24 protein-coding genes, 1 tRNA gene and 1 other RNA gene are annotated in these 20,421 nt (G+C 67.2%); 14 read left to right on the forward strand and 12 right to left on the reverse strand.

The window, feature by feature from the left end; all coding sequences use genetic code 11:
* The first annotated feature begins 37 nt into the window (after window positions 1-37).
* From KB201_RS13025 to KB201_RS13050, 6 genes are all read left to right on the forward strand, one after another.
* A complete protein-coding gene (locus KB201_RS13025; protein WP_211539426.1) occupies window positions 38-394 on the forward strand; it encodes a VOC family protein in 357 nt (118 codons plus the stop codon).
* Window positions 391-741, forward strand: coding sequence for a helix-turn-helix transcriptional regulator (locus KB201_RS13030; RefSeq protein WP_082652949.1), 351 nt, complete (start codon window positions 391-393; stop codon window positions 739-741). Before KB201_RS13025 ends, KB201_RS13030 begins: the two co-directional genes overlap by 4 nt.
* Window positions 731-1,264 carry a hypothetical protein gene (locus KB201_RS13035; RefSeq protein ID WP_058252450.1) on the forward strand — a complete coding sequence of 178 codons (534 nt, stop codon included), beginning with the start codon at window positions 731-733 and terminating at the stop codon, window positions 1,262-1,264. Before KB201_RS13030 ends, KB201_RS13035 begins: the two co-directional genes overlap by 11 nt.
* 19 nt (window positions 1,265-1,283) lie before the next feature.
* Window positions 1,284-1,583 carry a YciI family protein gene (locus KB201_RS13040; protein WP_058252449.1) on the forward strand — a complete coding sequence of 100 codons (300 nt, stop codon included), beginning with the start codon at window positions 1,284-1,286 and terminating at the stop codon, window positions 1,581-1,583.
* Window positions 1,584-1,734: 151 nt separating this feature from the next.
* Window positions 1,735-2,265: a helix-turn-helix domain-containing protein gene (locus KB201_RS13045; protein WP_058253655.1), complete on the forward strand. Its 531-nt coding sequence runs from the start codon at window positions 1,735-1,737 to the stop codon at window positions 2,263-2,265.
* The gene (locus KB201_RS13050; RefSeq protein WP_058253656.1) at window positions 2,265-2,843 is read left to right on the forward strand and encodes a PIN domain-containing protein; all 579 of its coding nucleotides are present in this window, start codon (window positions 2,265-2,267) and stop codon (window positions 2,841-2,843) included. The genes KB201_RS13045 and KB201_RS13050 overlap by 1 nt, the downstream gene beginning before the upstream one ends.
* Before the next feature lie 120 nt (window positions 2,844-2,963).
* Here KB201_RS13050 and KB201_RS13055 read toward each other — a convergent pair.
* The 3 genes from KB201_RS13055 to pgm all read right to left on the reverse strand — a co-directional run bounded on the left by KB201_RS13055 (window position 2,964) and on the right by pgm (window position 5,639).
* A tRNA-Ala gene (locus KB201_RS13055) sits at window positions 2,964-3,036 on the reverse strand.
* A 114-nt stretch (window positions 3,037-3,150) separates the two neighbouring features.
* Window positions 3,151-3,903: a DsbA family protein gene (locus KB201_RS13060; protein ID WP_058253657.1), complete on the reverse strand. Its 753-nt coding sequence runs from the start codon at window positions 3,901-3,903 to the stop codon at window positions 3,151-3,153.
* A gap of 92 nt (window positions 3,904-3,995) precedes the next feature.
* A complete protein-coding gene (gene pgm / locus KB201_RS13065; protein ID WP_058253658.1) occupies window positions 3,996-5,639 on the reverse strand; it encodes a phosphoglucomutase (alpha-D-glucose-1,6-bisphosphate-dependent) in 1,644 nt (547 codons plus the stop codon).
* Here pgm and KB201_RS13070 point away from each other — a divergent pair.
* On the forward strand, window positions 5,638-6,396 hold the full coding sequence (locus tag KB201_RS13070) for a serine aminopeptidase domain-containing protein (protein ID WP_091344483.1): 759 nt from the start codon (window positions 5,638-5,640) through the stop codon (window positions 6,394-6,396). The genes pgm and KB201_RS13070 overlap by 2 nt on opposite strands.
* Window positions 6,397-6,398: 2 nt before the next feature.
* Here the strand turns inward: KB201_RS13070 and KB201_RS13075 are convergent, their stop codons facing one another.
* Window positions 6,399-8,180: a long-chain-acyl-CoA synthetase gene (locus tag KB201_RS13075; RefSeq protein ID WP_211539427.1), complete on the reverse strand. Its 1,782-nt coding sequence runs from the start codon at window positions 8,178-8,180 to the stop codon at window positions 6,399-6,401.
* A gap of 189 nt (window positions 8,181-8,369) precedes the next feature.
* Between KB201_RS13075 and KB201_RS13080 the strand changes: the two genes are divergently transcribed.
* The 5 genes from KB201_RS13080 (at window position 8,370) to KB201_RS13100 (ending at window position 12,903) form a co-directional block, all read left to right on the forward strand.
* Entirely contained in the window at window positions 8,370-9,605 is a 1,236-nt protein-coding gene (locus KB201_RS13080) for a CaiB/BaiF CoA-transferase family protein (protein WP_058253684.1), read from the forward strand.
* Window positions 9,602-10,222 carry a trans-aconitate 2-methyltransferase gene (locus KB201_RS13085; protein WP_058253660.1) on the forward strand — a complete coding sequence of 207 codons (621 nt, stop codon included), beginning with the start codon at window positions 9,602-9,604 and terminating at the stop codon, window positions 10,220-10,222. The genes KB201_RS13080 and KB201_RS13085 overlap by 4 nt, the downstream gene beginning before the upstream one ends.
* A gap of 64 nt (window positions 10,223-10,286) precedes the next feature.
* On the forward strand, window positions 10,287-11,210 hold the full coding sequence (locus KB201_RS13090; protein WP_211539428.1) for a metal ABC transporter substrate-binding protein: 924 nt from the start codon (window positions 10,287-10,289) through the stop codon (window positions 11,208-11,210).
* Window positions 11,207-12,028 carry a metal ABC transporter ATP-binding protein gene (locus tag KB201_RS13095; protein WP_078113714.1) on the forward strand — a complete coding sequence of 274 codons (822 nt, stop codon included), beginning with the start codon at window positions 11,207-11,209 and terminating at the stop codon, window positions 12,026-12,028. Before KB201_RS13090 ends, KB201_RS13095 begins: the two co-directional genes overlap by 4 nt.
* A complete protein-coding gene (locus KB201_RS13100) occupies window positions 12,025-12,903 on the forward strand; it encodes a metal ABC transporter permease (RefSeq protein ID WP_058253663.1) in 879 nt (292 codons plus the stop codon). Before KB201_RS13095 ends, KB201_RS13100 begins: the two co-directional genes overlap by 4 nt.
* A gap of 55 nt (window positions 12,904-12,958) precedes the next feature.
* Here KB201_RS13100 and ssrA read toward each other — a convergent pair.
* Window positions 12,959-13,332: a transfer-messenger RNA gene (ssrA, locus tag KB201_RS13105) on the reverse strand.
* Window positions 13,333-13,540: 208 nt separating this feature from the next.
* Between ssrA and KB201_RS13110 the strand changes: the two genes are divergently transcribed.
* On the forward strand, window positions 13,541-14,092 hold the full coding sequence (locus KB201_RS13110; protein WP_139114259.1) for a hypothetical protein: 552 nt from the start codon (window positions 13,541-13,543) through the stop codon (window positions 14,090-14,092).
* A 1-nt stretch (window position 14,093) separates the two neighbouring features.
* On the opposite strand, the gene smpB is transcribed toward KB201_RS13110, so the two are convergent.
* The 7 genes from smpB to KB201_RS13145 form a co-directional block, all read right to left on the reverse strand.
* Complete coding sequence (gene smpB, locus KB201_RS13115; RefSeq protein WP_058253665.1) at window positions 14,094-14,570, reverse strand: SsrA-binding protein SmpB; 477 nt, start codon at window positions 14,568-14,570, stop codon at window positions 14,094-14,096.
* 90 nt (window positions 14,571-14,660) lie between these two features.
* The gene (gene ftsX, locus KB201_RS13120; RefSeq protein ID WP_058253666.1) at window positions 14,661-15,569 is read right to left on the reverse strand and encodes a permease-like cell division protein FtsX; all 909 of its coding nucleotides are present in this window, start codon (window positions 15,567-15,569) and stop codon (window positions 14,661-14,663) included.
* Between the two features lie 54 nt (window positions 15,570-15,623).
* Window positions 15,624-16,310: a cell division ATP-binding protein FtsE gene (gene ftsE, locus KB201_RS13125; RefSeq protein WP_058253667.1), complete on the reverse strand. Its 687-nt coding sequence runs from the start codon at window positions 16,308-16,310 to the stop codon at window positions 15,624-15,626.
* Between the two features lie 91 nt (window positions 16,311-16,401).
* Entirely contained in the window at window positions 16,402-17,004 is a 603-nt protein-coding gene (locus KB201_RS13130; protein ID WP_078113715.1) for a hypothetical protein, read from the reverse strand.
* Complete coding sequence (locus KB201_RS13135) at window positions 17,004-17,957, reverse strand: mechanosensitive ion channel family protein (RefSeq protein ID WP_058253685.1); 954 nt, start codon at window positions 17,955-17,957, stop codon at window positions 17,004-17,006. The genes KB201_RS13130 and KB201_RS13135 overlap by 1 nt, the downstream gene beginning before the upstream one ends.
* The gene (prfB, locus tag KB201_RS13140; protein ID WP_058253669.1) at window positions 17,957-19,072 is read right to left on the reverse strand and encodes a peptide chain release factor 2; all 1,116 of its coding nucleotides are present in this window, start codon (window positions 19,070-19,072) and stop codon (window positions 17,957-17,959) included. The genes KB201_RS13135 and prfB overlap by 1 nt, the downstream gene beginning before the upstream one ends.
* A 46-nt stretch (window positions 19,073-19,118) precedes the next feature.
* On the reverse strand, window positions 19,119-19,511 hold the full coding sequence (locus tag KB201_RS13145) for a hypothetical protein (RefSeq protein ID WP_058253670.1): 393 nt from the start codon (window positions 19,509-19,511) through the stop codon (window positions 19,119-19,121).
* Between the two features lie 19 nt (window positions 19,512-19,530).
* On the opposite strand from KB201_RS13145, the gene hisN reads away from it, so the two are divergent.
* The gene (gene hisN / locus KB201_RS13150; protein WP_058253671.1) at window positions 19,531-20,343 is read left to right on the forward strand and encodes a histidinol-phosphatase; all 813 of its coding nucleotides are present in this window, start codon (window positions 19,531-19,533) and stop codon (window positions 20,341-20,343) included.
* The last annotated feature ends 78 nt before the right edge of the window (window positions 20,344-20,421 follow it).

Genomic DNA, 20,421 nt, shown 5'->3' on the forward strand with positions numbered 1-20,421 from the left:
TAGCCATTACCGACATATACCGGCACAAGGAGTCCTCATGGGAGCACCAGTCGCATTCTTCGAGATCACCTCGGATGACCCCACCCGTCTCACCGCGTTCTATCGCGATCTGTTCGGCTGGACCATCGACGACAGTTCCGGCCCGGAATACTCGCTCGTCGACACCGGCGCAGGTGACGGCGCCGTCTCCGGCGGCATCGGCGCCGTGTCCGAACCCGGCGGGACCGGTGGGGTGAGTGTCTACATGCGCGTCGATAATCTGCAGGCGTCCCTCGACCGGGCCGAGACGCTCGGCGGCAAGGCACTCATACCGCCCACGGACCTCCCGGATGGGTACGGCAGATTCGCCATGTTCGCCGACCCCGACGGCAACTCGATCGGACTCTGGGCGTGACCGACAAGTCCCCGGGCGTCGACGAGGCCCTGCGCGCGATGGCGGAGCCCCGTCGCCGCGCCATCCTCGAACTCGTCTCCGGCGAGGAGCTGTCCGCGGGCGACATCGCCGCCCGGTTCGACGTCAGCCGCACCGCGATCTCCCAGCACATCACGGTGTTGAAGGACGCCGGGTTGCTGGCCGAGCGCCGCGAGGGGACCCGACGCATCTACCGCGCCCGACCCGAGGGCATCGACCGACTACGCGACCTGCTCGACACCATGTGGGCGTCATCTCTCGACGTCGCGCGCCAACTGGTCGAGGCCGAACGCGGACTGACCGACGACGAGGTGAACCGTGCCGGGTGAACGCGAGGTCGACGACGCCGGGAGTCGCGATGGCGGTGCCGTTCTCCCGCTCCGGCGACCGCCGATACGTCAATCCACCACCGTACGCAGCGATCTCGACCACGTCTTCACCACCTTCGTCCGGACCATCGGGGTCTGGTGGCCGCTGCAGCCGATGTCGATCGGCGGGGACCGGGCACGGACGGTGACCATCGACGAGTACACCGGCGGCCGGGTCTATGAGACCTGGGACGACGGCACGACCGCCGAATGGGGTCGACTCGCGGTGTGGGAACCCCCGAGCCGGTTCGTCATGTCGTGGCTGAACACCCCCGAGCCGACCGAGGTCGAGCTGGCGTTCACCTCGCTCGGTCCGGCACTGACGCGGGTGTCCGTGGAACACCGCGGCTGGGAGCACCTGAGCGAGGAACAGCTTCGCGAAGACTGCGCCGCGCCAGGCGGTTACAGCTCCGGCGCGTATTCCGGCGGCTGGGCCACCGCCCTGGCGGCCTGCGTCGACGTCATCGAATCTACCCACCCCTGAAGAGAGAGAGCGTCAGAACATGACCCACTTCGTGTACAAACTCGTCCCGCCGCGTCCCACCTTCGGCCCCGGCGACATGTCCGACGACGAGGCCGCCATCATGGGCCGGCACGGCGCGTACTGGTCGAGGCTCCTCGCCGACGGCACCGCCGTGATCTTCGGTCCCGTCGTCGACCCGGCCGGGGACTGGGGCCTGGGCGTGGTGCGCGCCGACTCCGAGGACGATGTCCGGGCCATCAGCGCCACCGACCCGGCCGTCACCTCGGGCCTCGCCCGCGTCGAGATCCTCCCCATGCCGGTGGGCATCGGGCGCGACTGAACCGACCCGTTCGACGACGAAGCCCGTTCCGACATCGGTCGGAACGGGCTTCATTCAGGTGGAGCCAAGGGGATTCGAACCCCTGACCCCCTCTGCCAGTACAGCCACCAAAGGGATTGCGGATATTTCGATTAGTCGGCAAACTTGCTAAATGAGCCCGACTACCGCACCGCGCAGAACAGGAACGTTCTTCCCCCCGACCGACGCCCCCGACCTCGACGCCCTCATGGATTTGTCGCGGTTCCTTGATCACCACCACGAGCCTGCCGCACTCGTCGGGCCCGACGGTGAAGAAGTGCCTCTCCCGCTCGAGGTCTATCGGACGCTGACACAGATCGTGGATGCGATGCGCGCGCACCGCGCGGTCGTTGTCGCTCCGGTCGACCAGAAACTCTCGACGCAGGAGTCTGCCGACTACCTCGGCATCAGCCGCCCTACTCTCATCAAACTGCTGGAGAGCGGCAGAATCCCCTACGAGACCGTAGAAGGCAGCCGTCACCGGCGCGTGAAGTTAGGCGATCTACTCGAGTACCAGTCACAGCGCGCAATCGAGCGGCGCGGGGCACTGCAAGCTCTCGTCGATGACGCCGAAGACAGCGGTCTGTACGACGTGCCCGCCGAGGACTATCGGGAAGCCATGCGCACATCTCGCCGCGAGATTGCCGAGGAGCGCAAGCGGTAGTGGCGGGGTTTCGCGTGATGCTCGACGCGTGTGTTCTGGTGCCGATCCACAAGGCCGATCTGCTGCTCACCTTCGCCGAGCAACGGGCGTACTACCCGCTGTGGAGCAACCGCATCATGGACGAGACGGTGCGCGGTATCAATCGGGCGACAAAGGGACGAGTCTCAGAGGCGACCGCACGCTTGCGGGTCGACGCCATGAACGATGCCTTCGAGGACGCGTGCGTCGAAGGCTGGGAACCACTTGAAGAGGCAATCTCAGGAATGCCCGATCCTGACGACCGACACGTTGTCGCAGCCGCCGTGAGAGGCCACGCGGCCGCGATCGTCACCGACAACACCCAGCATTTTCCCAATGCAGTTGTGGAGCCGCTGGGGCTGCACATACGCAGCTCCGACCAATTCCTGTTGGACCTACTCCACCGCAATCCGGCGCGTGCGGTGGCATCTGTAGCCCAAACCGCCGACAAGCGTCGTCGCCCACCGGTGACCACCGAACAGTTCCTCGATGCTCTCGCAGCTTCTGGCACAACCGATTTCGTCAGGGATATCGCACCCTACTTCGAATCCGGTAGCTAGAACACGTTGCCGCCTCCGTAGAGCGCGCAACCGTTTGTCCCTACGCAACTCGGTTCGACAGACTCTATCCCACCAACGACGAAGCCCGTCCCGACATCTGTCGGAACGGGCTTCGTTCGGTGGAGCTAAGGGGACTCGAACCCCTGACCCCCACACTGCCAGTGTGGTGCGCTACCAGCTGCGCCATAGCCCCGTATTTTGTTGTTCCGCCCTGTTCAAGGGCACTGGCGAAGTTACACCATCTCGGCGATACCAGCCAAATCGCCAGGACGCCGACCCGAGTGGTGTCGAATCGGCGTCCCGCGACTCAGGAGTTGCCGCCACCCAGGATGCTGTCGAGCCAACCGGTGCCCTCGAGGACGCCGTTGACGGGCTCGCCGTCGTGCAGCACGGTCGGCGTGCCGACCTGTCCGCCGGTCGCCTTCGACAGTTCGTCGGTCGACTTCTGGGCGTTCTCCTCGGCCTGGGCGACCTTTGCGTTGTCGGTGATGCAGGTGGCGGTCGCCGGCGTCGCGCCCTGTTCGGTCGCGAGCCGCGCGAGTTCGGGGCTGCTGATGTTGCCGGTGCCGTCTTCGGGCGGCTGGGCGGCGAACAGCGCGCTGTGGAACCGCAGGAACAGATCGGTGTTCTGCTCGTCGGCCACGCAGGTCAGCGCACCGGCAGCACGCGAGCTGTAGTCACCGGTCGCCGACCGCGAGTTCAGGAAGTGCAGTGTGTGGTAGCGCACGCGGAGTTTGCCCTCGGTGACGGCCTTGGTGATGGCCGGTCCGGACTGCTGCTCGAACACCTTGCACACCGGACACATCGGGTCTTCGAAGACGTCGATGAGCGGAGCGGTCTCGGGACCGACGATCATCGTCGAACTCGACGCCAGCGCGGCTTGATCGGTGTCACCCTGATCGCGTCCGCTCCACCAGATCCCGCCGATCACGAGGCCCGCGATCACCAGGACGGCGATGCCGCCGAGCACGTAGGTCATCGTGTTCGACGGCGCGCTCGGCTGATACTTCGAGTTGGTGGTGCGGGGCACCGATGCTCCCGGCTTGCGCTTCTTGCTCACATTCCGACAATAACGGCGTCGCGCTGAAAATTGTCTGAGGGAACGTCCGGCCGGAACGGGGCGGTGACCGCCACGGCCGGCCCGCTACTCGCTCACGCCCCCAGCGCCGCGTCGACGACCTGCTGCGCCTCGCTCTGCACCTGCGCGAGATGGTCTGCGCCCTTGAAGGATTCGGCGTAGATCTTGTAGACGTCCTCGGTGCCCGACGGGCGAGCCGCGAACCAGGCGTTCTCCGTCGTGACCTTGAGGCCGCCGATCGGTGCGCCGTTGCCCGGTGCGGTCGTCATGATCGCCGAGATGGGTTCGCCCGCCAGTTCCGTCGCCGTCACCTGCTCCGGCGACAGCTTCGACAGCACCGCCTTCTGCTCCCGGCTGGCCGGCGCATCGATCCGCGCATACGCCGTGGTCCCGTACTCCTCGGCGAGTTCGGCGTAGCGCTGCGACGGCGACTTGCCCGTCACCGCGAGGATCTCCGACGCCAGCAGCGCCATGATGATGCCGTCCTTGTCGGTCGACCACGGGCTGCCGTCGAAGGTCAGGAACGACGCCCCGGCGCTCTCCTCGCCACCGAAGGCGACGCGACCGTTCAACAGGCCGTCGACGAACCACTTGAAGCCGACGGGAACCTCGAGCAGCGGTCGTCCGATCCCGGCGACCACCCGGTCGATCAGCGACGACGACACGAGCGTCTTGCCGACCGCCGCCGACTCGGACCACTGCGGCCGGTGCGTGAACAGGTAATCGATCGCGACGGCCAGGTAGTGGTTGGGGTTCATCAGACCGGCGTCGGGCGTGACGATGCCGTGCCGGTCCGAGTCGGCGTCGTTGCCGGTCGCGATGTCGTAGGAATCACGGGAGGAGATGAGCGAGGCCATCGCGTTGGCCGACGAACAGTCCATCCGGATCTTGCCGTCGGTGTCGAGCGTCATGAACGAGAACGTCGGGTCCACCGTCGGATTCACGACCGTCAGGTGCTCGAGGTTGTATCGGAGGCCCAGCAGCGCCCAATAGCCGACGGACGCGCCGCCGAGCGGGTCGGCGCCGATGTGGATGCCGGCGTCGCGGATCGCTCGCATGTCGACCACGTCGCCGAGTCCGTCGATGTAGTTGAGGAGGAACGAGTAGTCCTGCACGAACTCGCTGCCGCGCGCGCGCTCGAACGGGATGCGCGCGACACCGTCGAGCTTCTGCTCGAGCAGTTCGTTCGCCCGCGCCGCGACGACCGAGGTGATCGAGGTGTCCGCGGGACCGCCGGTCGGCGGGTTGTACTTGAATCCGCCGTCCCGCGGCGGATTGTGTGACGGCGTCACGACGATGCCGTCGGACAGCACCCCCGGGTTGTCCTGGTTGAACATGAGGATGGCGCGGCTGACCGCCGGCGTGGGTGTGAACGAGTCGCTCTCGGCGGTGTAGACGGTGATCTCGTTGGCCGCGAGCACTTCGAGTGCGGTGCGCCAGGCGGGGACCGAGAGAGCGTGGGTGTCGAACCCGATGAACAGCGGACCGGAGATCCCGGCCGAGCGGCGGTAGTCGACGATCGCCTGCGTCGTCGCGAGGATGTGGGCCTCGTTGAACGCGTTGTCGAAGCTCGATCCGCGATGCCCCGACGTCCCGAACACGACCTGCTGCAACGGGTCCGACGGGTCGGGTGTGTTGTCGTAATAGGCACGCACCAGGGCGTCCACGTCGACGAGGTCTTCGGGCAGGGCCAAGGTACCAGCGCGAGGATGTGCCATGACCGCGATTGTGCCACTCCACACGCCGTTCGCCCGGTCGACGAACCGATCCGTCCGGACCCGGAGACCGAATCGCTACGGTGAGACGATCGTCGACGTCGCATCGAAGGGGCCTGCACACATGCTGATCGCCGGATTGTCGGGACTGCTGTCCCCCGGACGCCGATCCCCCGGCCTGCTCGTGCTCGTCCTGCCGGGCGGCACGGACAACAGCCACAAACCGTTCAGCCCCTGGCAGCCGTCCGCCCTGCGCATGTACCCGTTCACCTGGTCGCTGCGACTGCGATTCGGCCGGTCGGTGCGCGTCCACCAGGTCGGCTACCGCGTGTACGGCTGGAACGGCGACGACAATTCACCTCTGCTCCCCGCCCGTGCGGCACTCGACGAGATCTGCCGACGGCACCCGGGCGTGCCGGTGGTCGCGATCGGACACTCGATGGGCGGACGCGTGGCCGCCCATCTCGCCGCCGACCGCCGGGTCATCGGCGTCCTCGGCCTGGCGCCGTGGTGGCAGTTCGCCGACTGGCGACACATCCAGCCCGGCGCGCGGGTCGTCGCGGTGCACGGCGACGCCGACACCCGCACGCTCGCGAAGCGGACCCGCAAGGGCATCGCCGAGCTCTCGGCGCTGGGCGTCGACGCCGAGTTCATCCCAGTCCCCGGCGGCGGTCACGCCATGCTCGATCACATCGGGCTCTGGCAGCGCAGCGCGCTCGACTTCGTCGGCGAGCGCCTGTCCGCGCTGCGCGGCGCCTGACCTCAGCGCGTCGGCCGGCCGGCCAACTCCTCGACGAACTCCGGATAGAACTCGACGTATTTCTCCCCGACGAGCACGTAGAGCGGATCGTCGCCGGTCTGCCCGTAAGCCTGTTTGCGGAGTTCGGTGCGCATGTTCTTGAACGTCGAGGTGTGTTCCAGCGCCTCGACGATCCGGACGAACAATGGCACGGCGTACGCGGGCAGACCGTCGCGAACGTGCCGGGCGAGACCGTCGGCGTCGAAGGTCTCGCCGTCTCGCAGGCTCACCGCCGCCATGCCGGCCTTGCCGTCGACCCCCGGAACGGGCACACCGAACACGACCGCCTCCTCGACGGCGGGGTGCGCGTCGAGCACCGCCTCGACCTCGGTGGTGGCCACGTTCTCACCCTTCCAGCGGAAGGTGTCACCGATGCGGTCGACGAAGCCGATGTGCGAGAAGCCCTGATCGCGGACGACGTCGCCGCTGTTGAACCACCTGTCGCCCTTGCGCTTCGCGTCGCGGACGATCTTTCGTTCGGTCGCGGCCGGGTCGGTGTAACCGTCGAACGGTACCCGTGAATTGATCTGCGCGAGAAGCAATCCGGTACCACCCTTCCCGACCGGCCGCACCCGCCCGTCGGGACCGCGCAGCGGCTCGCCGGTCTCCTCGTCGTATTCGACGATCGTGTACGGCAACGGCGAGAACCCGGCCGTCTTGGACAAGCCGAAGACGTTGATGAAACCGATGTTCGCCTCGCTCGCCGCATACAACTCGACGACGCGGTCGATACCGAACCGCTCGGTGAAGGCATCCCAGATGTCCGGGCGCAGACCGTTGCCGACGGCCAGCCGGAGGCGGTGCGCGCGATCGGTCGGCTTCGGCGGCTGCGCGAGCAGATAGCGGCACAGCTCACCGATGTAGGCGAACGCGGTGGCGTTGTTCTCGATGATCTCGTCGATGAACTTCGACGCCGAGAACTGCTTGCCGATGGCCAGGCAGGCTCCCGATGCGAGGACCGACGAGACCGAGATCGTGAGAGCGTTGTTGTGGTAGAAGGGCAACGCCGTGTACATGACGTCGTCGCCGCGCAGACGGATTCCCAGCCCGCCGATGCCGTTCATCGCCACCAGCCAGCGGTAATGACTCATCTTGCTCGCCTTCGGGTAACCCGTTGTGCCCGAGGTGAAGATGTAGATCGCGGTCGACCCGACCTCGATCGAGTCGGTGACCGGCCGGTCGAGCGGTGAGCAGCGCGCGGTCAGTGTGGCGAGTTCGGCGAAGGTGAACTCCTTGTCCGGCCGGCATCCGGTCGGCACCGATTCCAGCGCCTCCAGCAGATCGAACTGATAGAGAACCACTTTCGGCTCGATGAGTCCGAGACTGTGTTCCAGCACCGCACCGCGCTGGTTGAAGTTGAGCATTCCGCAGATCGCCCCGATCTTGACGATCGCGAACATCGCGATGACGACATCGGGGTGATTACGCGAGAGCACCGCGACCACGTCACCGCGCCCGACACCCTCGCGGGTGAGGAAATCCGCGAGCCGGTTGGCCCGAGCGTTGGCCTCGCGGTAGGTGATCGACACACCCTCGAACCGGAGGAAGTCCCGGTCAGGGTACTTCTGCGCACTCTGCTGGAACCGCTTGCCGATGGACATCTTCGTGGTCGGCGGTGTGGGCAGCATCGCCGGTAGGGTCCGCAGAATCGTGCCGGCGTCACGACGCAACGACGCGACTCCCGACACCATGTCGGCCAGCCGGATGTCCGGCAGCAGTCCCGTGCCCGACGCCTGATCAACCATGTTCTTCCCGCCCCTTCGGTGTGTTCGACGACACACACCCTAGCGACAGCTCGTCCCCATTGACACATTGGGGGCTATTTGTTTCAAAAGTTCAGATGCGTCGAGGCAGCAGGCGAGACCGCGCCGCGATCCGCCGGCCAGCCGGGGTCGACCCTTGGCGCACGCCGGGTGACCGGCCACACTGTCTGGATGACCGACACCTCGCCGAGACCGATGAGCGACCGTCCCGCCGGCCCGCTTGACGGCGTCACCGTCCTCGAACTGGGCACGCTCATCGCCGGACCACACGCGGCACGGCTGTTGGGTGACATGGGCGCCGACGTCATCAAGATCGAACCGCCCGGCAAGCCCGATCCGATCCGCACCTGGGGACAGGCGGAGGTCGACGGTCACCGCTTCTATTGGACGGTGCACGGCCGCAACAAGAAAGCGGTAACCCTCGATCTGCGGGCGGACCGAGGGCGCGAGCTGTTCCTCGATCTCGTCGAACGGGCCGACATCATCGTCGAGAACTTCCGTCCCGGAACGCTCGAGCGGCTCGGTATCGGCCCGGACGTACTGTCCGCACGCAACCCGGGCATCGTCGTGGTGCGCGTCTCGGGCTACGGCCAGACCGGCCCGGATTCGACACGAGCCGGGTACGCCTCCGTCGCCGAGGCCGCCAGCGGTCTGCGGTATCTCAACGGCTACCCCGGACAGCTCCCGCCCCGGCTGGCGCTGTCACTCGGCGACACCCTGGCCGGCATGTTCGCCGCGCAGGGCGCCCTCGCGGCACTGTACCGGCGTGCGGTGACCGGCAGGGGGCAGGTCGTCGACACATCCCTCATCGAATCATGTGTCGCCGTGCAGGAATCGGCCATCGCGGACTACGACGCAGGTGGCGTCGTCCGCGGCCCGTCGGGCACCCGGCTCGACGGCATCGCTCCGTCGAACCTCTACCCGACCAGTGCGGGCACGCACGTCATCATCGCCGCCAACCAGGATTCGGTGTTCGCCCGGCTGTGCGCGGCGATGGGACAACCCGAGCTCGCGACCGACGACCGCTTCGTCGATCACGCCGCGCGCGGACGCAACCAGGACGAGCTCGACGAATTGATCGGCGAATGGTCGCGGCAGTACACACCGGAGAAGCTGACCGAAGTACTCGGTGCCGCGGGAGTCGTTGTCGGACCGGTGAACTCCGTCGCCGAGGTGGTCGCCGACCCGCATCTACAGGCACGGGGGATGATCGCCGAACACTACGACGAACGCGCGCAGCGCACCGTCCTCGGTCCCGGCGTCGTGCCACAGTTCAGCGACACCCCCGGTGGCATCCGCAACGCCGGTCCCCCCGCCCCCGGTTGCGACAACGAGGCCGTCTACGGCGGATTGCTGGGGTTGTCCGCCCGCGAGATCGAGGATCTGCGGGCGTCGGGAGTCGTGTGAGTTCGCAGCCCGGTTACGACGAGCTCGCCGATCTGTACGCCGAGACCTTCCCGTCCCCGTTCACTAACATCCTGCAGCGCCACGCCTTCGGGGCGTTCGTCGAGCACGTCCGCGACAGCGGTGTCGCAGGAACGGTGCTCGACGTCGGTTGCGGGCCGGGGCTCCTGACCGCCGAGTTGGTCGCACTCGGGTTCGACGCGGTCGGCGTCGACCCGAGTACGGCGATGCTGCGGATCGCGAGGTCGAAGCACCCCGGCGTCCGGTTCGTCTCCGGCGACGCCCGCATCGACGCTCCGGAGCTCGCCGACGTCACCGTCGCGGCCGTACTGGCCCGCTTCAGCCTGATCCACGTGCCACCCGACTCCGTGCCCGAGATCGTGGGCGGCTGGGCGGAGCGGATGGCCGCGGGCAGCACCGTCCTGGTCGCCGGTCAGACGACCCCCGACGACGAGATCGTCGAGTTCGACCATCGGGTGGCACCCGCGTGGCGTTGGCACCCGGATCGGATGGCGGCGGCCCTGGCCGATGCCGGTTTCGACGAGGAGTGGCGCACCGTCAAACGTGCCGATGACGCCCATCGCTTCGCCGAGTTCCATCTCCTCGCGATACGCCGATGACGCTGTTCCAGGGCACGTACCCCCCGAACTAGAAAGTTCGGCGAACCGAAACTATAGTGTCGGCATGCCCAAGCTCGTGCGTCGCCGGTTCGTCACCGTCGGGGCACTGCTTGCTGCCGTGTGCACGATCCTCGCGGGATGCACGCTGTCGAGTCGGCTGCCCGATGAGAAGGTCGTGCTCACCACGTTCACCGTGCTCGCCGACATCGCCTCGGAGGTCGCCGGCGACCGTCTGCAGGTGGAGTCGATCACCAAGCCGGGTGCCGAGATCCACGGCTACGAGCCGACTCCCGGCGACATCCGTCGGGCCGCGACCGCGTCGCTCGTCCTCGACAACGGTCTCAATCTCGAAGCCTGGTTCGCCCAGTTCGTCGACGGCCTCGACGTCCGGCACGTCGTTGTCAGCGAGGGTGTCGAACCGATCGACATCGCGTCGGATGCCTATGCGGGCAAGCCCAATCCGCATGCGTGGATGAGTCCGGTGAATGTGCAGATCTATGTCGACAACATGGTGCGCGCGTTCACCGAGCTCGACCCCGACGGCGCCGGCACCTTCGAATCGAACGCGACCGCGTACAAGCGGCAGCTCCAGCAGGTACAGACCGATCTCACCTCCGCACTCGCCGGACTACCCGCCAACGAGCGGGCCCTCGTCACCTGCGAAGGTGCCTTCTCGTATCTCGCCCGCGACGCCGGACTCGTCGAGCGCTACATCTGGCCGGTCAACGCCGAACAGCAGGCGACGCCGCAACAGGTCGCCGAGACGATCGACTTCGTCCGGGCGAACCGTGTCCCCGGCGTGTTCTGCGAGTCCACGGTCTCCGACGCCCCGATGCGACAGGTCGTGAACGCGACCGACGCCCGGTTCGGCGGCACCCTGTACGTCGACTCGCTCTCCGAGGCCGACGGCCCCGTACCCACCTACCTCGACCTCATCCGCCACGACGTCGCGACCATCGTGTCGGGCCTGACCGGGAGCAACACGTGAACGTCTCAGCGACAAGCGGTTCCGCCATCGAGGTGACGGACGTGACCGTGCGGTACGGCGACATCCTCGCCCTCGACCACGCGTCGGTACGAGTACCTGCCGGCCAGGTGTGCGGCCTCGTCGGCATGAACGGATCGGGCAAGTCGACACTGTTCAAGACGATCGTGGGGTCGGTGACCCCGACGACCGGCACGGTCCGGCTCGGCGGCCGGACCCCCACCGCGGCGCGTCGAGCCGGCGCGCTCGGTTACGTGCCGCAGTCCGAGGACATCGACTGGAGCTTCCCGGTGTCGGTCCGTGACGTCGTGATGACGGGTCGCTACGGCCATCTCGGGTTCACGCGCCGCCCCAAGCGGGCCGACCACGACGCCGTCGACGAAGCCCTCGCACGCGTCGAGCTCACCGACTTCGCCGACCGCCAGATCGGCCAGTTGTCCGGCGGACAGCGCAAGCGGGCCTTCGTGGCCCGCGGCATCGCACAGGAAGCCGAGATCCTGCTGCTCGACGAACCGTTCGCCGGCGTCGACAAACGCACCGAGGGGACCATCACCGCACTGCTACGCGAACTCGCCGATGCCGGGACGACGATCCTGGTGTCCACGCACGATCTCCAGGTCCTGCCCGAGCTGGCCGACGAGGCGATCCTGCTGATGCGCCGCGTGATCGCGCAGGGCGCGCCGGCCGAGGTGATCACCACCGACAACCTCGTCCGCGCGTTCGGGCTCGATCCACTCGCCCGGCCGACGTCCGAACGCGAAGAGTCCGAGCGTCTCGAGTCCGGGCGCCTCGGGTCTGACCGCCACGAGGAGGCCTCGTGAACATCGTCGACATCCTTCTCGACCCGTTCGCCTACGCGTTCATGACGCGTGCCCTGTGGGCGACGCTGATCGCCTCGGTCGTGTGTGCGCTGTTGTCGTGCTGGCTCGTGCTGATCGGCTGGTCGCTGATGGGTGACGCGGTCTCGCACGCGGTGCTGCCGGGCGTGGTCCTCGCCTACATCGTCGGCGTGCCGTTCGCCATCGGTGCGGTGATCTTCGGCTTCCTGGCCGTGGCATTGATCGGCGCAGTCCGCGACGGCGGCCGGGTCAAGGAGGACGCCGCCATCGGCATCGTCTTCACCACCCTCTTCGCCTTCGGCCTGGTGCTGATCTCGGTGACGCCGAGCCAGACCGACCTGAACCACATCATCTTCGGCAATCTTTTAGGCGTCTCGACGTCGGATCTCGTGCAGATCGCGATCCTGGGTGCGATCGTGGCGACCTTGCTGCTGCTCAAGAGGCGCGATTTCACCCTCTACGCCTTCGACCGCACGCACGCCTTCGCGATCGGACTCAGCCCGAAACTGCTCGGCGCGGCCCTTCTCGCGCTGCTCGCCCTTACTGCGGTGACCGCGTTGCAGGTGGTCGGCATCGTGCTCGTGGTCGCGATGCTCATCATCCCCGGCGCGACGGCCCGACTGCTCACCGATCGCTTCGGCCGGATGCTCGTCATCGCGCCCGCGATCTCGGCGATCTGCGGGGTCATCGGCCTCTACGTCTCCTACTACCAGGACACCTCCCCCGGCGGGATGGTCGTCCTCGTCCAGGGCATCGCGTTCTTCGGTGTCTACCTGTTCAGCCCGACCCACGGCGTCGTCACCAAACGACGCAAGCATCGCGAGAGCGCGACGCTCGATGCGTTGAGTACCGGTTAGCGAACCGGCCGGCGCGAAACGAAAGGCGCCCCACCGAGTCCGGTGGGGCGCCTTCTCGTGGAGCTGCCGGGAATTGAACCCGGGTCCTCCGTCGTGTTGTTAGGGCTTCTCCGTGTGCAGTCCGCTATGTCTCTACTCGGATCTCTCGGTCACGCGAACAAGCCGAGATGACGATCCCAGTCGCTGTTTGATGTTCCGACCTCACCCGCGACCGGCGAGGACGGTGAGCTCCCATGGATGATGCCGGCAACCGGGTCTGGGAGCATAACCCGGGCCGACAGACTAGCCGGCGCTACTCAGGCAGCGAGGGCGTAGTCGCGCTGATTGGAATCGGCGCTTAATTGGTTGCTGCGACGCTCACGGTGGTCTCCAGCCTGCACCGACACGCTTCCCCTATCTCGACGCACGAAGTCGAAACCGATCAGCCCCGAGTAGGTTGCCGCCGACGGATGTCAGCGAGCACTTCAGTCTAACAACTCGTCACTCAGAGTTCATTCCCATTACCGGTCGGCTACCGTTCGCCGCGATCACCAGCGCATTCACAGCTGACCGACAGCGTCGACCAAGACACCGCCGGGATCGTGGAGACCTCGTGAGCCGAGGACGGACTCGGCCGACCGACGAGAGCGAGACCGACATGACGCCCCCGACCCCTGGCGGACACGACCCCGACAGCACCTCCCCGGCCCCGCCGGCACCCACGACATCTGACGACGCCGCGACCACGCCGATCAGCCCGGCGCCGACCCCGGGAGCGAACTCCCATGAGTCCATCGGCGCGGGCGACTCACCCGATTCACGCGGCCCGGTCGGCGAACCGCGCCCGGTAACCCCGAAGACCGCGCCGGCCCGGTCGGCCCTGATCGCCGGTGCAGCCGGGCTGGCCATCGTCGCGGGCGCACTCGGCTTCGGCGCCGGCTACATCACCGGGGACAACACGACGCCCGAGCGGCCGTCGCCGGCCGCCGTCTGGCAGCAGGGCGGCAACGGGCCCGGAATGGGTGGCGGTCCCCAGATGGGTGGACCACAGATGGGTGGACCGCAGATGGGTGGGCCCGGGATGGGCGGCCTGCCGGGCCGACAGAACCAGGACGGTGAGAGCGGCTCCGAGTCCGACGACCAGAACGGACCGAACACGTCGCCGGGAACGCCGACTGAGCAACAGGGTCAGGCCGACACCGGCGCGTGAGTCAGCCCATGCCCTTCACGCGGCGGCCGACCTCACGTTCGACCTCACGCTGGGCGGTCCGCTTGGCGATGTCCTGGCGCTTGTCGTGCGCCTGCTTGCCGCGGGCCAGCGCGAGCTCGACCTTCACCTTGCCGTCGTTGAAGTACATCGACAGCGGCACCAGCGTGAGGTTGCCGTCGCGGATCTTGCCGACGAGGTTGTCGATCTCGCGTCGGTGCATCAGCAGTTTGCGCTTGCGGCGGACCGAGTGGTTGGTCCAGGAGCCGTTGCCGTACTCGGCGATGTGCAGGGCATGAAGCCACACCTCGCCGTCGTCGATCGTCGCGAACGCGTCGACCAGCGAGGCCTTGCCCGCCCGCAGGCTTTTCACCTCGGTGCCGACCAGGACGACGCCGGCCTCGTAGACGTCGAGGATGGCGTAGTTGTGCCGCGCCTTGCGGTTGGACGCGATCACATTGCGTCCTTTTTCCTTCGGCATGCACTCACCTCCTCGTAGTGTGGTCGATCGCCCTGTTGGTGACCGACCGGTTGCTGATCGCCGACAATCCGAACCGCCCCGACGGACCGATCATTCCCGGACATAGACACGAAGCGTGACATACGCGGTCGCACCCGCCAACACAATTCCGCCGAGCACCAGCCACGGTGCGACGAACAGTACGTCGGTCAGCTCGATCCGGGCGAAGAAGCTGACCCCGTACAGCTCGCGTAACGCGTTGTCGAAGAAGAACTTCTTGGCCAGCAGCAGACCGCCGATGGCCAGCATCGAGCCGACGAAGGCCGACACCACCGCCTCGAGCAGGAACGGCAACTGGGTGTACCAGCGGGTCGCGCCGACGAGGCGCATGATCGACACCTCGGTCCGTCTGGTGAACGCCGCGACCTGAACCGTGTTGATGATCAACAGGATGGCGGCGATCGCCAGGACCGAAGCGATGGCGAAGGTCGCGTTGCGGACGCCGTCGAGGACACTGAAGATCCGCTGCACGAGCTTGCGGTCGTCCTTGAAGGCGTCCACCCCCAGGTCTTTCCGCGTCGCGTACTTGGTGAGCACCGCATCGAACTGGCCGGGATCGGACACCCGCACACGCAGCGAGGCCGGCAACGTGCCCTCGACGATGTTCTCGGCGAGATCGGGGTTGTTCGCGAAGATCTCCTTCGCGCGTTTGAAGGCCTCGTCCTTGTCGAGGTAGGTCACCGAGGTGACGCCGGGTTCGTTCTCGAGCCCGCGGCGAAGTTGGGCGCACGGGTCGGACTCGCACTGCGGATCACGCTCGGTCACCTCGGGATTGAGATAGAACTCCATCTCCACCCGGTCGAGGAAGATCTGCTGACTCTTGTCCGCCATCTGGATCACCAGGAGCCCACCGCCGAACATTCCCAGCGTGATCGCGGTGGTGATGATCATCGCGATGGTCATGGTCGCGTTGCGGCGGAGTCCGTGGAGAACCTCGCTGATGATGAAATTCGCTCGCATGTCTGCTCAGACAGTCCTTGGGTCTCGGGGAAGTGTGTCGGGTCGGGCTGCGCGTCAGCCGATTCCGTACACGCCCTGCGGGTCGTTGCGGACGAGTTGGCCGCTGTCGAACTCGAGAACCCGTCGTCGCATCGCGTCGACGATGTGGCGGTCGTGGGTGGCCATCACCACCGTGGTGCCGCGGCGGTTGACCCGGTCGAGGACGTCGACGATCTCCTCGCTGGTCTCGGGATCGAGGTTGCCGGTGGGCTCGTCGGCCAGGAGCACCAGCGGACGGTTCACGATGGCGCGGGCGATGGCCACGCGCTGCATCTCGCCGCCGGACAACTCGTTCGGCATGCGATCGTGCTTGCCTTCCAGGCCGACGTACTCGAGCACCTCCGGCACCACCCGCTGGATGGTGGAGCGAGGCCGACCGATCACCTCGAGCGCGAACGCGACGTTCTCGGCCACCGTCTTCTTCTGGAGCAGACGGAAGTCCTGGAACACACACCCGATCGACTGCCGCAGCTTCGGCACGCTGCGCGCCTTCAGTCTGTTGACGTGGAACTCCCCGAGGTACACCTCGCCGCTCGTCGGGCGGTCCTCCTTGAGGAGCAGACGGAAGAACGTCGACTTACCTGATCCCGACGGACCGATCAGGAACGCGAACTCCCCCTTGTCGACCTCGAAGCTCAGATCTCGCAGAGCGGGTCGACTGGACGCCTTGTACTGCATCGTGACGTTCTCCAGCTTGATCACGATGTGCCAGTGTAACGACGACTCCTGAGAGTGCGTTCAGGCACGACGCCCCAGCTCAGCCACCCGCCTGACCAGCGAATTCCCCGCCGGTTCAGCGTGTCGGGACCGTGGTGGTCGGCGTCTGTCCGCCGAAATTCGGGAGCGGGATGTTGGGCAGACCCGGGATGGTCTCGCGGCTCGTACCGGGCGCGGGCGCCGGGGCCCCGTCCGTCGACGAGCCGTCCGTACCCTCGACGCCACTGGTCGAGTCGGTCGTCGACGGTTCCGTCGAGGTGGTGGTCGTGGATGACGACGTCGACGGTGGCGGCTCGTACGTCGGTTCGACCGTCTGCGATGTCGTCGGCGCGGGCCGTGCCGGTGAGTACACCACACCGTAGCGCTGCGAGGTGTATCCGTACAGCACGCAACAGGCGAGGAAGACCGTAACCAAGATCGCGGTGCTGGTCCGCATCCGGGTGCGGGCGATGTGCCGCCAGTCGTGCCCTCGCTTGCCGTCGGACTCGTCCGGCGACTGCTGCGGCGGTGGGGCCTCGGGGGGGATGCCCTGCGTCGGGATGATCTGTGTCGGGGCGTCGTCGGCGGGGATGTCTCTACCAGGCCCACCCTCGCCGGGCTGCTCGTCGTGGGGCAGGCTCTCGTCAGGCCTGTCCCCAGCCGGCTCGTTCCGGCGCGGGGAATTCGGTGTCTCAGCCATCAGTCTCCCCCGTCCCGATTGCCCTGATCGGCGTGTGTCGCCGGCGGCCCACCCGCGGACCGGACCTCGCGGGCGGGCACATTGATACCTTCACGCGCCAGCGCTCGGATGATGTGGACACGCAGCGCGCGCCCGACCTCGAACTGCTTGCCCGGAAGCGTACGAGTGACCATGCGCACCGTGATGGCGTCGAGCTCGAGGCTGATGACACCGAGGGACGACGGTGCGTCGAGAAGCAGGTCGTGCCACCGGGGCAGGGCGTAGAACTCCCGGCCCACCCGGTCGAGCGTGTCGTTGACGAGCCCGATGTCGGCTTCGGACGGGACCGGGACGTCGACGACCGCGCGCGCCCAGTCCTTCGAAAGGTTGGTGGCCTTGACGATCTGGCCGTTGGGGACGGTGATGACCTCGCCCTCGGCGGTGCGCAGTTTGGTCACCCGCAGCGTCACGTCCTCGACTGTGCCCTCGGCAGGCGCGTTGCCCGTCACCGTCAGGTTGACGACGTCGCCGTAGCCGTACTGCTTCTCCGCAACGACGAAGAAGCCGGCGAGGATGTCCTGCACGATGCGCTGCGCACCGAAGCCGAGGGCGGCACCGATCACCGCGGTGGGGCCGGTCAACCCGCTCAACGGGATTCCGAACACCGACAGCGTGTGGATGATCACGATGATCGCGATCACCACGATCAGCGTCCACGCCACCACGTCGACCAGAGCGCGACGGTGTTTGGCGTCCTCGGTCTGGACGATGAGGTCGCTGGTGGAGAACCGCGAGTCCACACGGGAGGCGTACTTGTCGGCGCCCCACCGGATCAATCGGGCGAGCAGCACCGCGCCCAGGATCCAGATGAGGATCTCCAAGCCGTTGGTGGCCATCCACACATATACCCGACCGATCAAGACCTCGGTCGGGCTCGGCGGCGCGGCGAGCAGCAGGACTCCGGGATCGCGCATCACGCTTCGGCGGTCGCCATCCGCCAGCGGATCCCGGCCTCGATGAACTTGTCCAGCTCCCCGTCGAGCACCGACGTCGGATTGTTGTCCTCGACGCCGGTCCGCAGGTCCTTCACCATCTGATACGGGTGCAGCACGTAGGAGCGCATCTGGTTGCCCCAGCTCGAACCGCCGTCACCCTTCAGTGCGTCGAGTTCGGCGCGCTCCTCCTGGCGCTTGCGGTCGAGCAGCTTGGCCTGCAGCACGCGCATCGCTGACGCCTTGTTCTGCAGCTGGCTCTTCTCGTTCTGACAGGTCACGACGATGCCGGTGGGGATGTGGGTCAGCCGGACCGCGGAGTCGGTCGTGTTGACCGACTGCCCGCCGGGGCCCGACGAGCGGTACACGTCCACCTTGATGTCGTTCTCGTCGACGTCGATGTGGTCGGTGGTCTCCACCACGGGCAGCACCTCGACCTCGGCGAACGATGTCTGACGGCGGCTCTGGTTGTCGAACGGGCTGATACGCACGAGCCGGTGGGTGCCCTGCTCGACCGACAGCGTGCCGTACATGTACGGGGCCTTCACCGCGAACGTCGCGCTCTTGAGGCCCGCTTCTTCGGCGTAGGAGGTGTCGTAGACCTCGACGCCATAGCCCTTCTGCTCGGCCCACCGGATGTACATGCGCATCAGCATCTGCGCCCAGTCCGCCGCGTCGACGCCGCCCGCGCCGGAACGGATGTTCACGACGGCGTCGCGCGAGTCGTACTCGCCGGCGAGCATCGTCTTGACCTCCATCGCCTCGATGTCGGTCCGCAGGCTCTCACGTTCGGCATCGGCGTCGGCCAGCGCAGCCGTCTTGTCGTCACCCTCTTCAGCCTCGGCGAGTTCGTAGAGAACGGGGAGATCCTCGAGGCGCTGGCGCAACTCGGAGACCCTGCGGAACTCCGACTGCGCGTGCGAGAGCTCGCTGGTCACCTTCTGGGCGTGGTCCTGGTCGTTCCAGAGGTCCGGGTCCGACGCCTGCATCTCGAGCTCGTCGATGCGACGACGCAGCTCCTCGAGATCGAGCACCTTCTCCACGGTGGTCAAGGTGGCGTCGAGGGAGTCGAGGTCTGCGGTCACGTCGGGATGCACGGTTATCCAGAGTACCGACAGTCGGGCGCGTCAGCGCCCGGCGGATCTACAGAGGGCCGGGACCGGCTTCGGGCATCACCCCGAACCGCCACGACGTCGCGGCCTTCTGCGGTTTGTAGAGGACCGGCAGATCGTCGCCGACCTGGGGCCAGGGGTCGCCCGCGCCCAGCACGAGCGTCCCGTACACCTCGGTCGGACTGGTCTCGGGACCGACGATCGTCCCGGAGATGGTGCAGAACCGGTTTCCGTCCTTGTCGGCCGCGCTCTTGGTCGGCTCGTCGTCGCGGTCGGAGACCCCGACGACCGTGAACGTGCCCTGTACGAACTGGGAGGCCTTGGCCGCCGACATCGGCTGCGGATTGCGGCCGCGCTGCCACTGCACCACCAGCACCACCACGAGAGCCGCGATCAACAGGGTGAACGTCACGGTCAGCACCATGACAGCTACCCTACCGGGCATGTCCGTCCCTCCCGGTCCGACGACGTTCAGCGACGACCTCGAGCTCGCACTCTCCCTCGCCGACTCCGCCGACGCACTCACCATGGACCGCTTCGGCGCCGTGGACCTGAAGGTGGACGACAAGCCGGACCTCACACCGGTGTCCGATGCCGACCTGGCGTGCGAAACCCTGATCCGCGAACGCCTTTCGGCCCGTCGCCCCGCCGACACCGTGCTCGGCGAGGAGTTCGGCGGCGACGCCGTGCTCTCCGGGCGGCAGTGGGTCGTCGATCCCATCGACGGGACCAAGAACTTCGTCCGCGGCGTCCCGGTATGGGCCACGCTGATCGCGCTCCTCATCGACGGCGTGCCCACGGTCGGGGTTGTCTCGGCACCGGCACTTCGCCGACGCTGGTGGGCGGCAACAGGTCTCGGTGCGCACGTGCGTTTCGACGACGAGGATGTCCGACGCCTGTCGGTGTCGGGAGTGGCCGACCTCGGGTCGGCCAGCCTCGCGTTCTCGAGCCTGTCCGGCTGGGCCGATCGCGGCATCCGCGAGAAATTCATCGACCTCACCGACCGGGTGTGGCGCGTGCGCGGCTACGGCGACTTCTTCAACTACTGCCTCGTCGCCGAGGGTGCGGTCGACGTGACCGCCGAACCCGAGGTCTCGCTGTGGGACCTGGCGCCGCTCGACATCCTGGTCCGCGAGGCGGGCGGACGCTTCACCGCCCTCGACGGCACGCCCGGACCCGCCGGCGGCAGTGCGATCGCCAGCAACGGACTGCTGCACGACGAGGTGCTGGGGGCGCTGCGCGTCGACCCTTCGTGACGCTCGCGAGCTCGCTCCTCAGGGACCGGAGGGAGCACGCTCGCAAGCTCGCTCCTCAGGGACCGGAGGGAGCCCGCT

Origin of the sequence: Gordonia sp. SCSIO 19800, assembly GCF_018132775.1 — a bacterium.
Lineage (GTDB): Bacteria > Actinomycetota > Actinomycetes > Mycobacteriales > Mycobacteriaceae > Gordonia > Gordonia hongkongensis.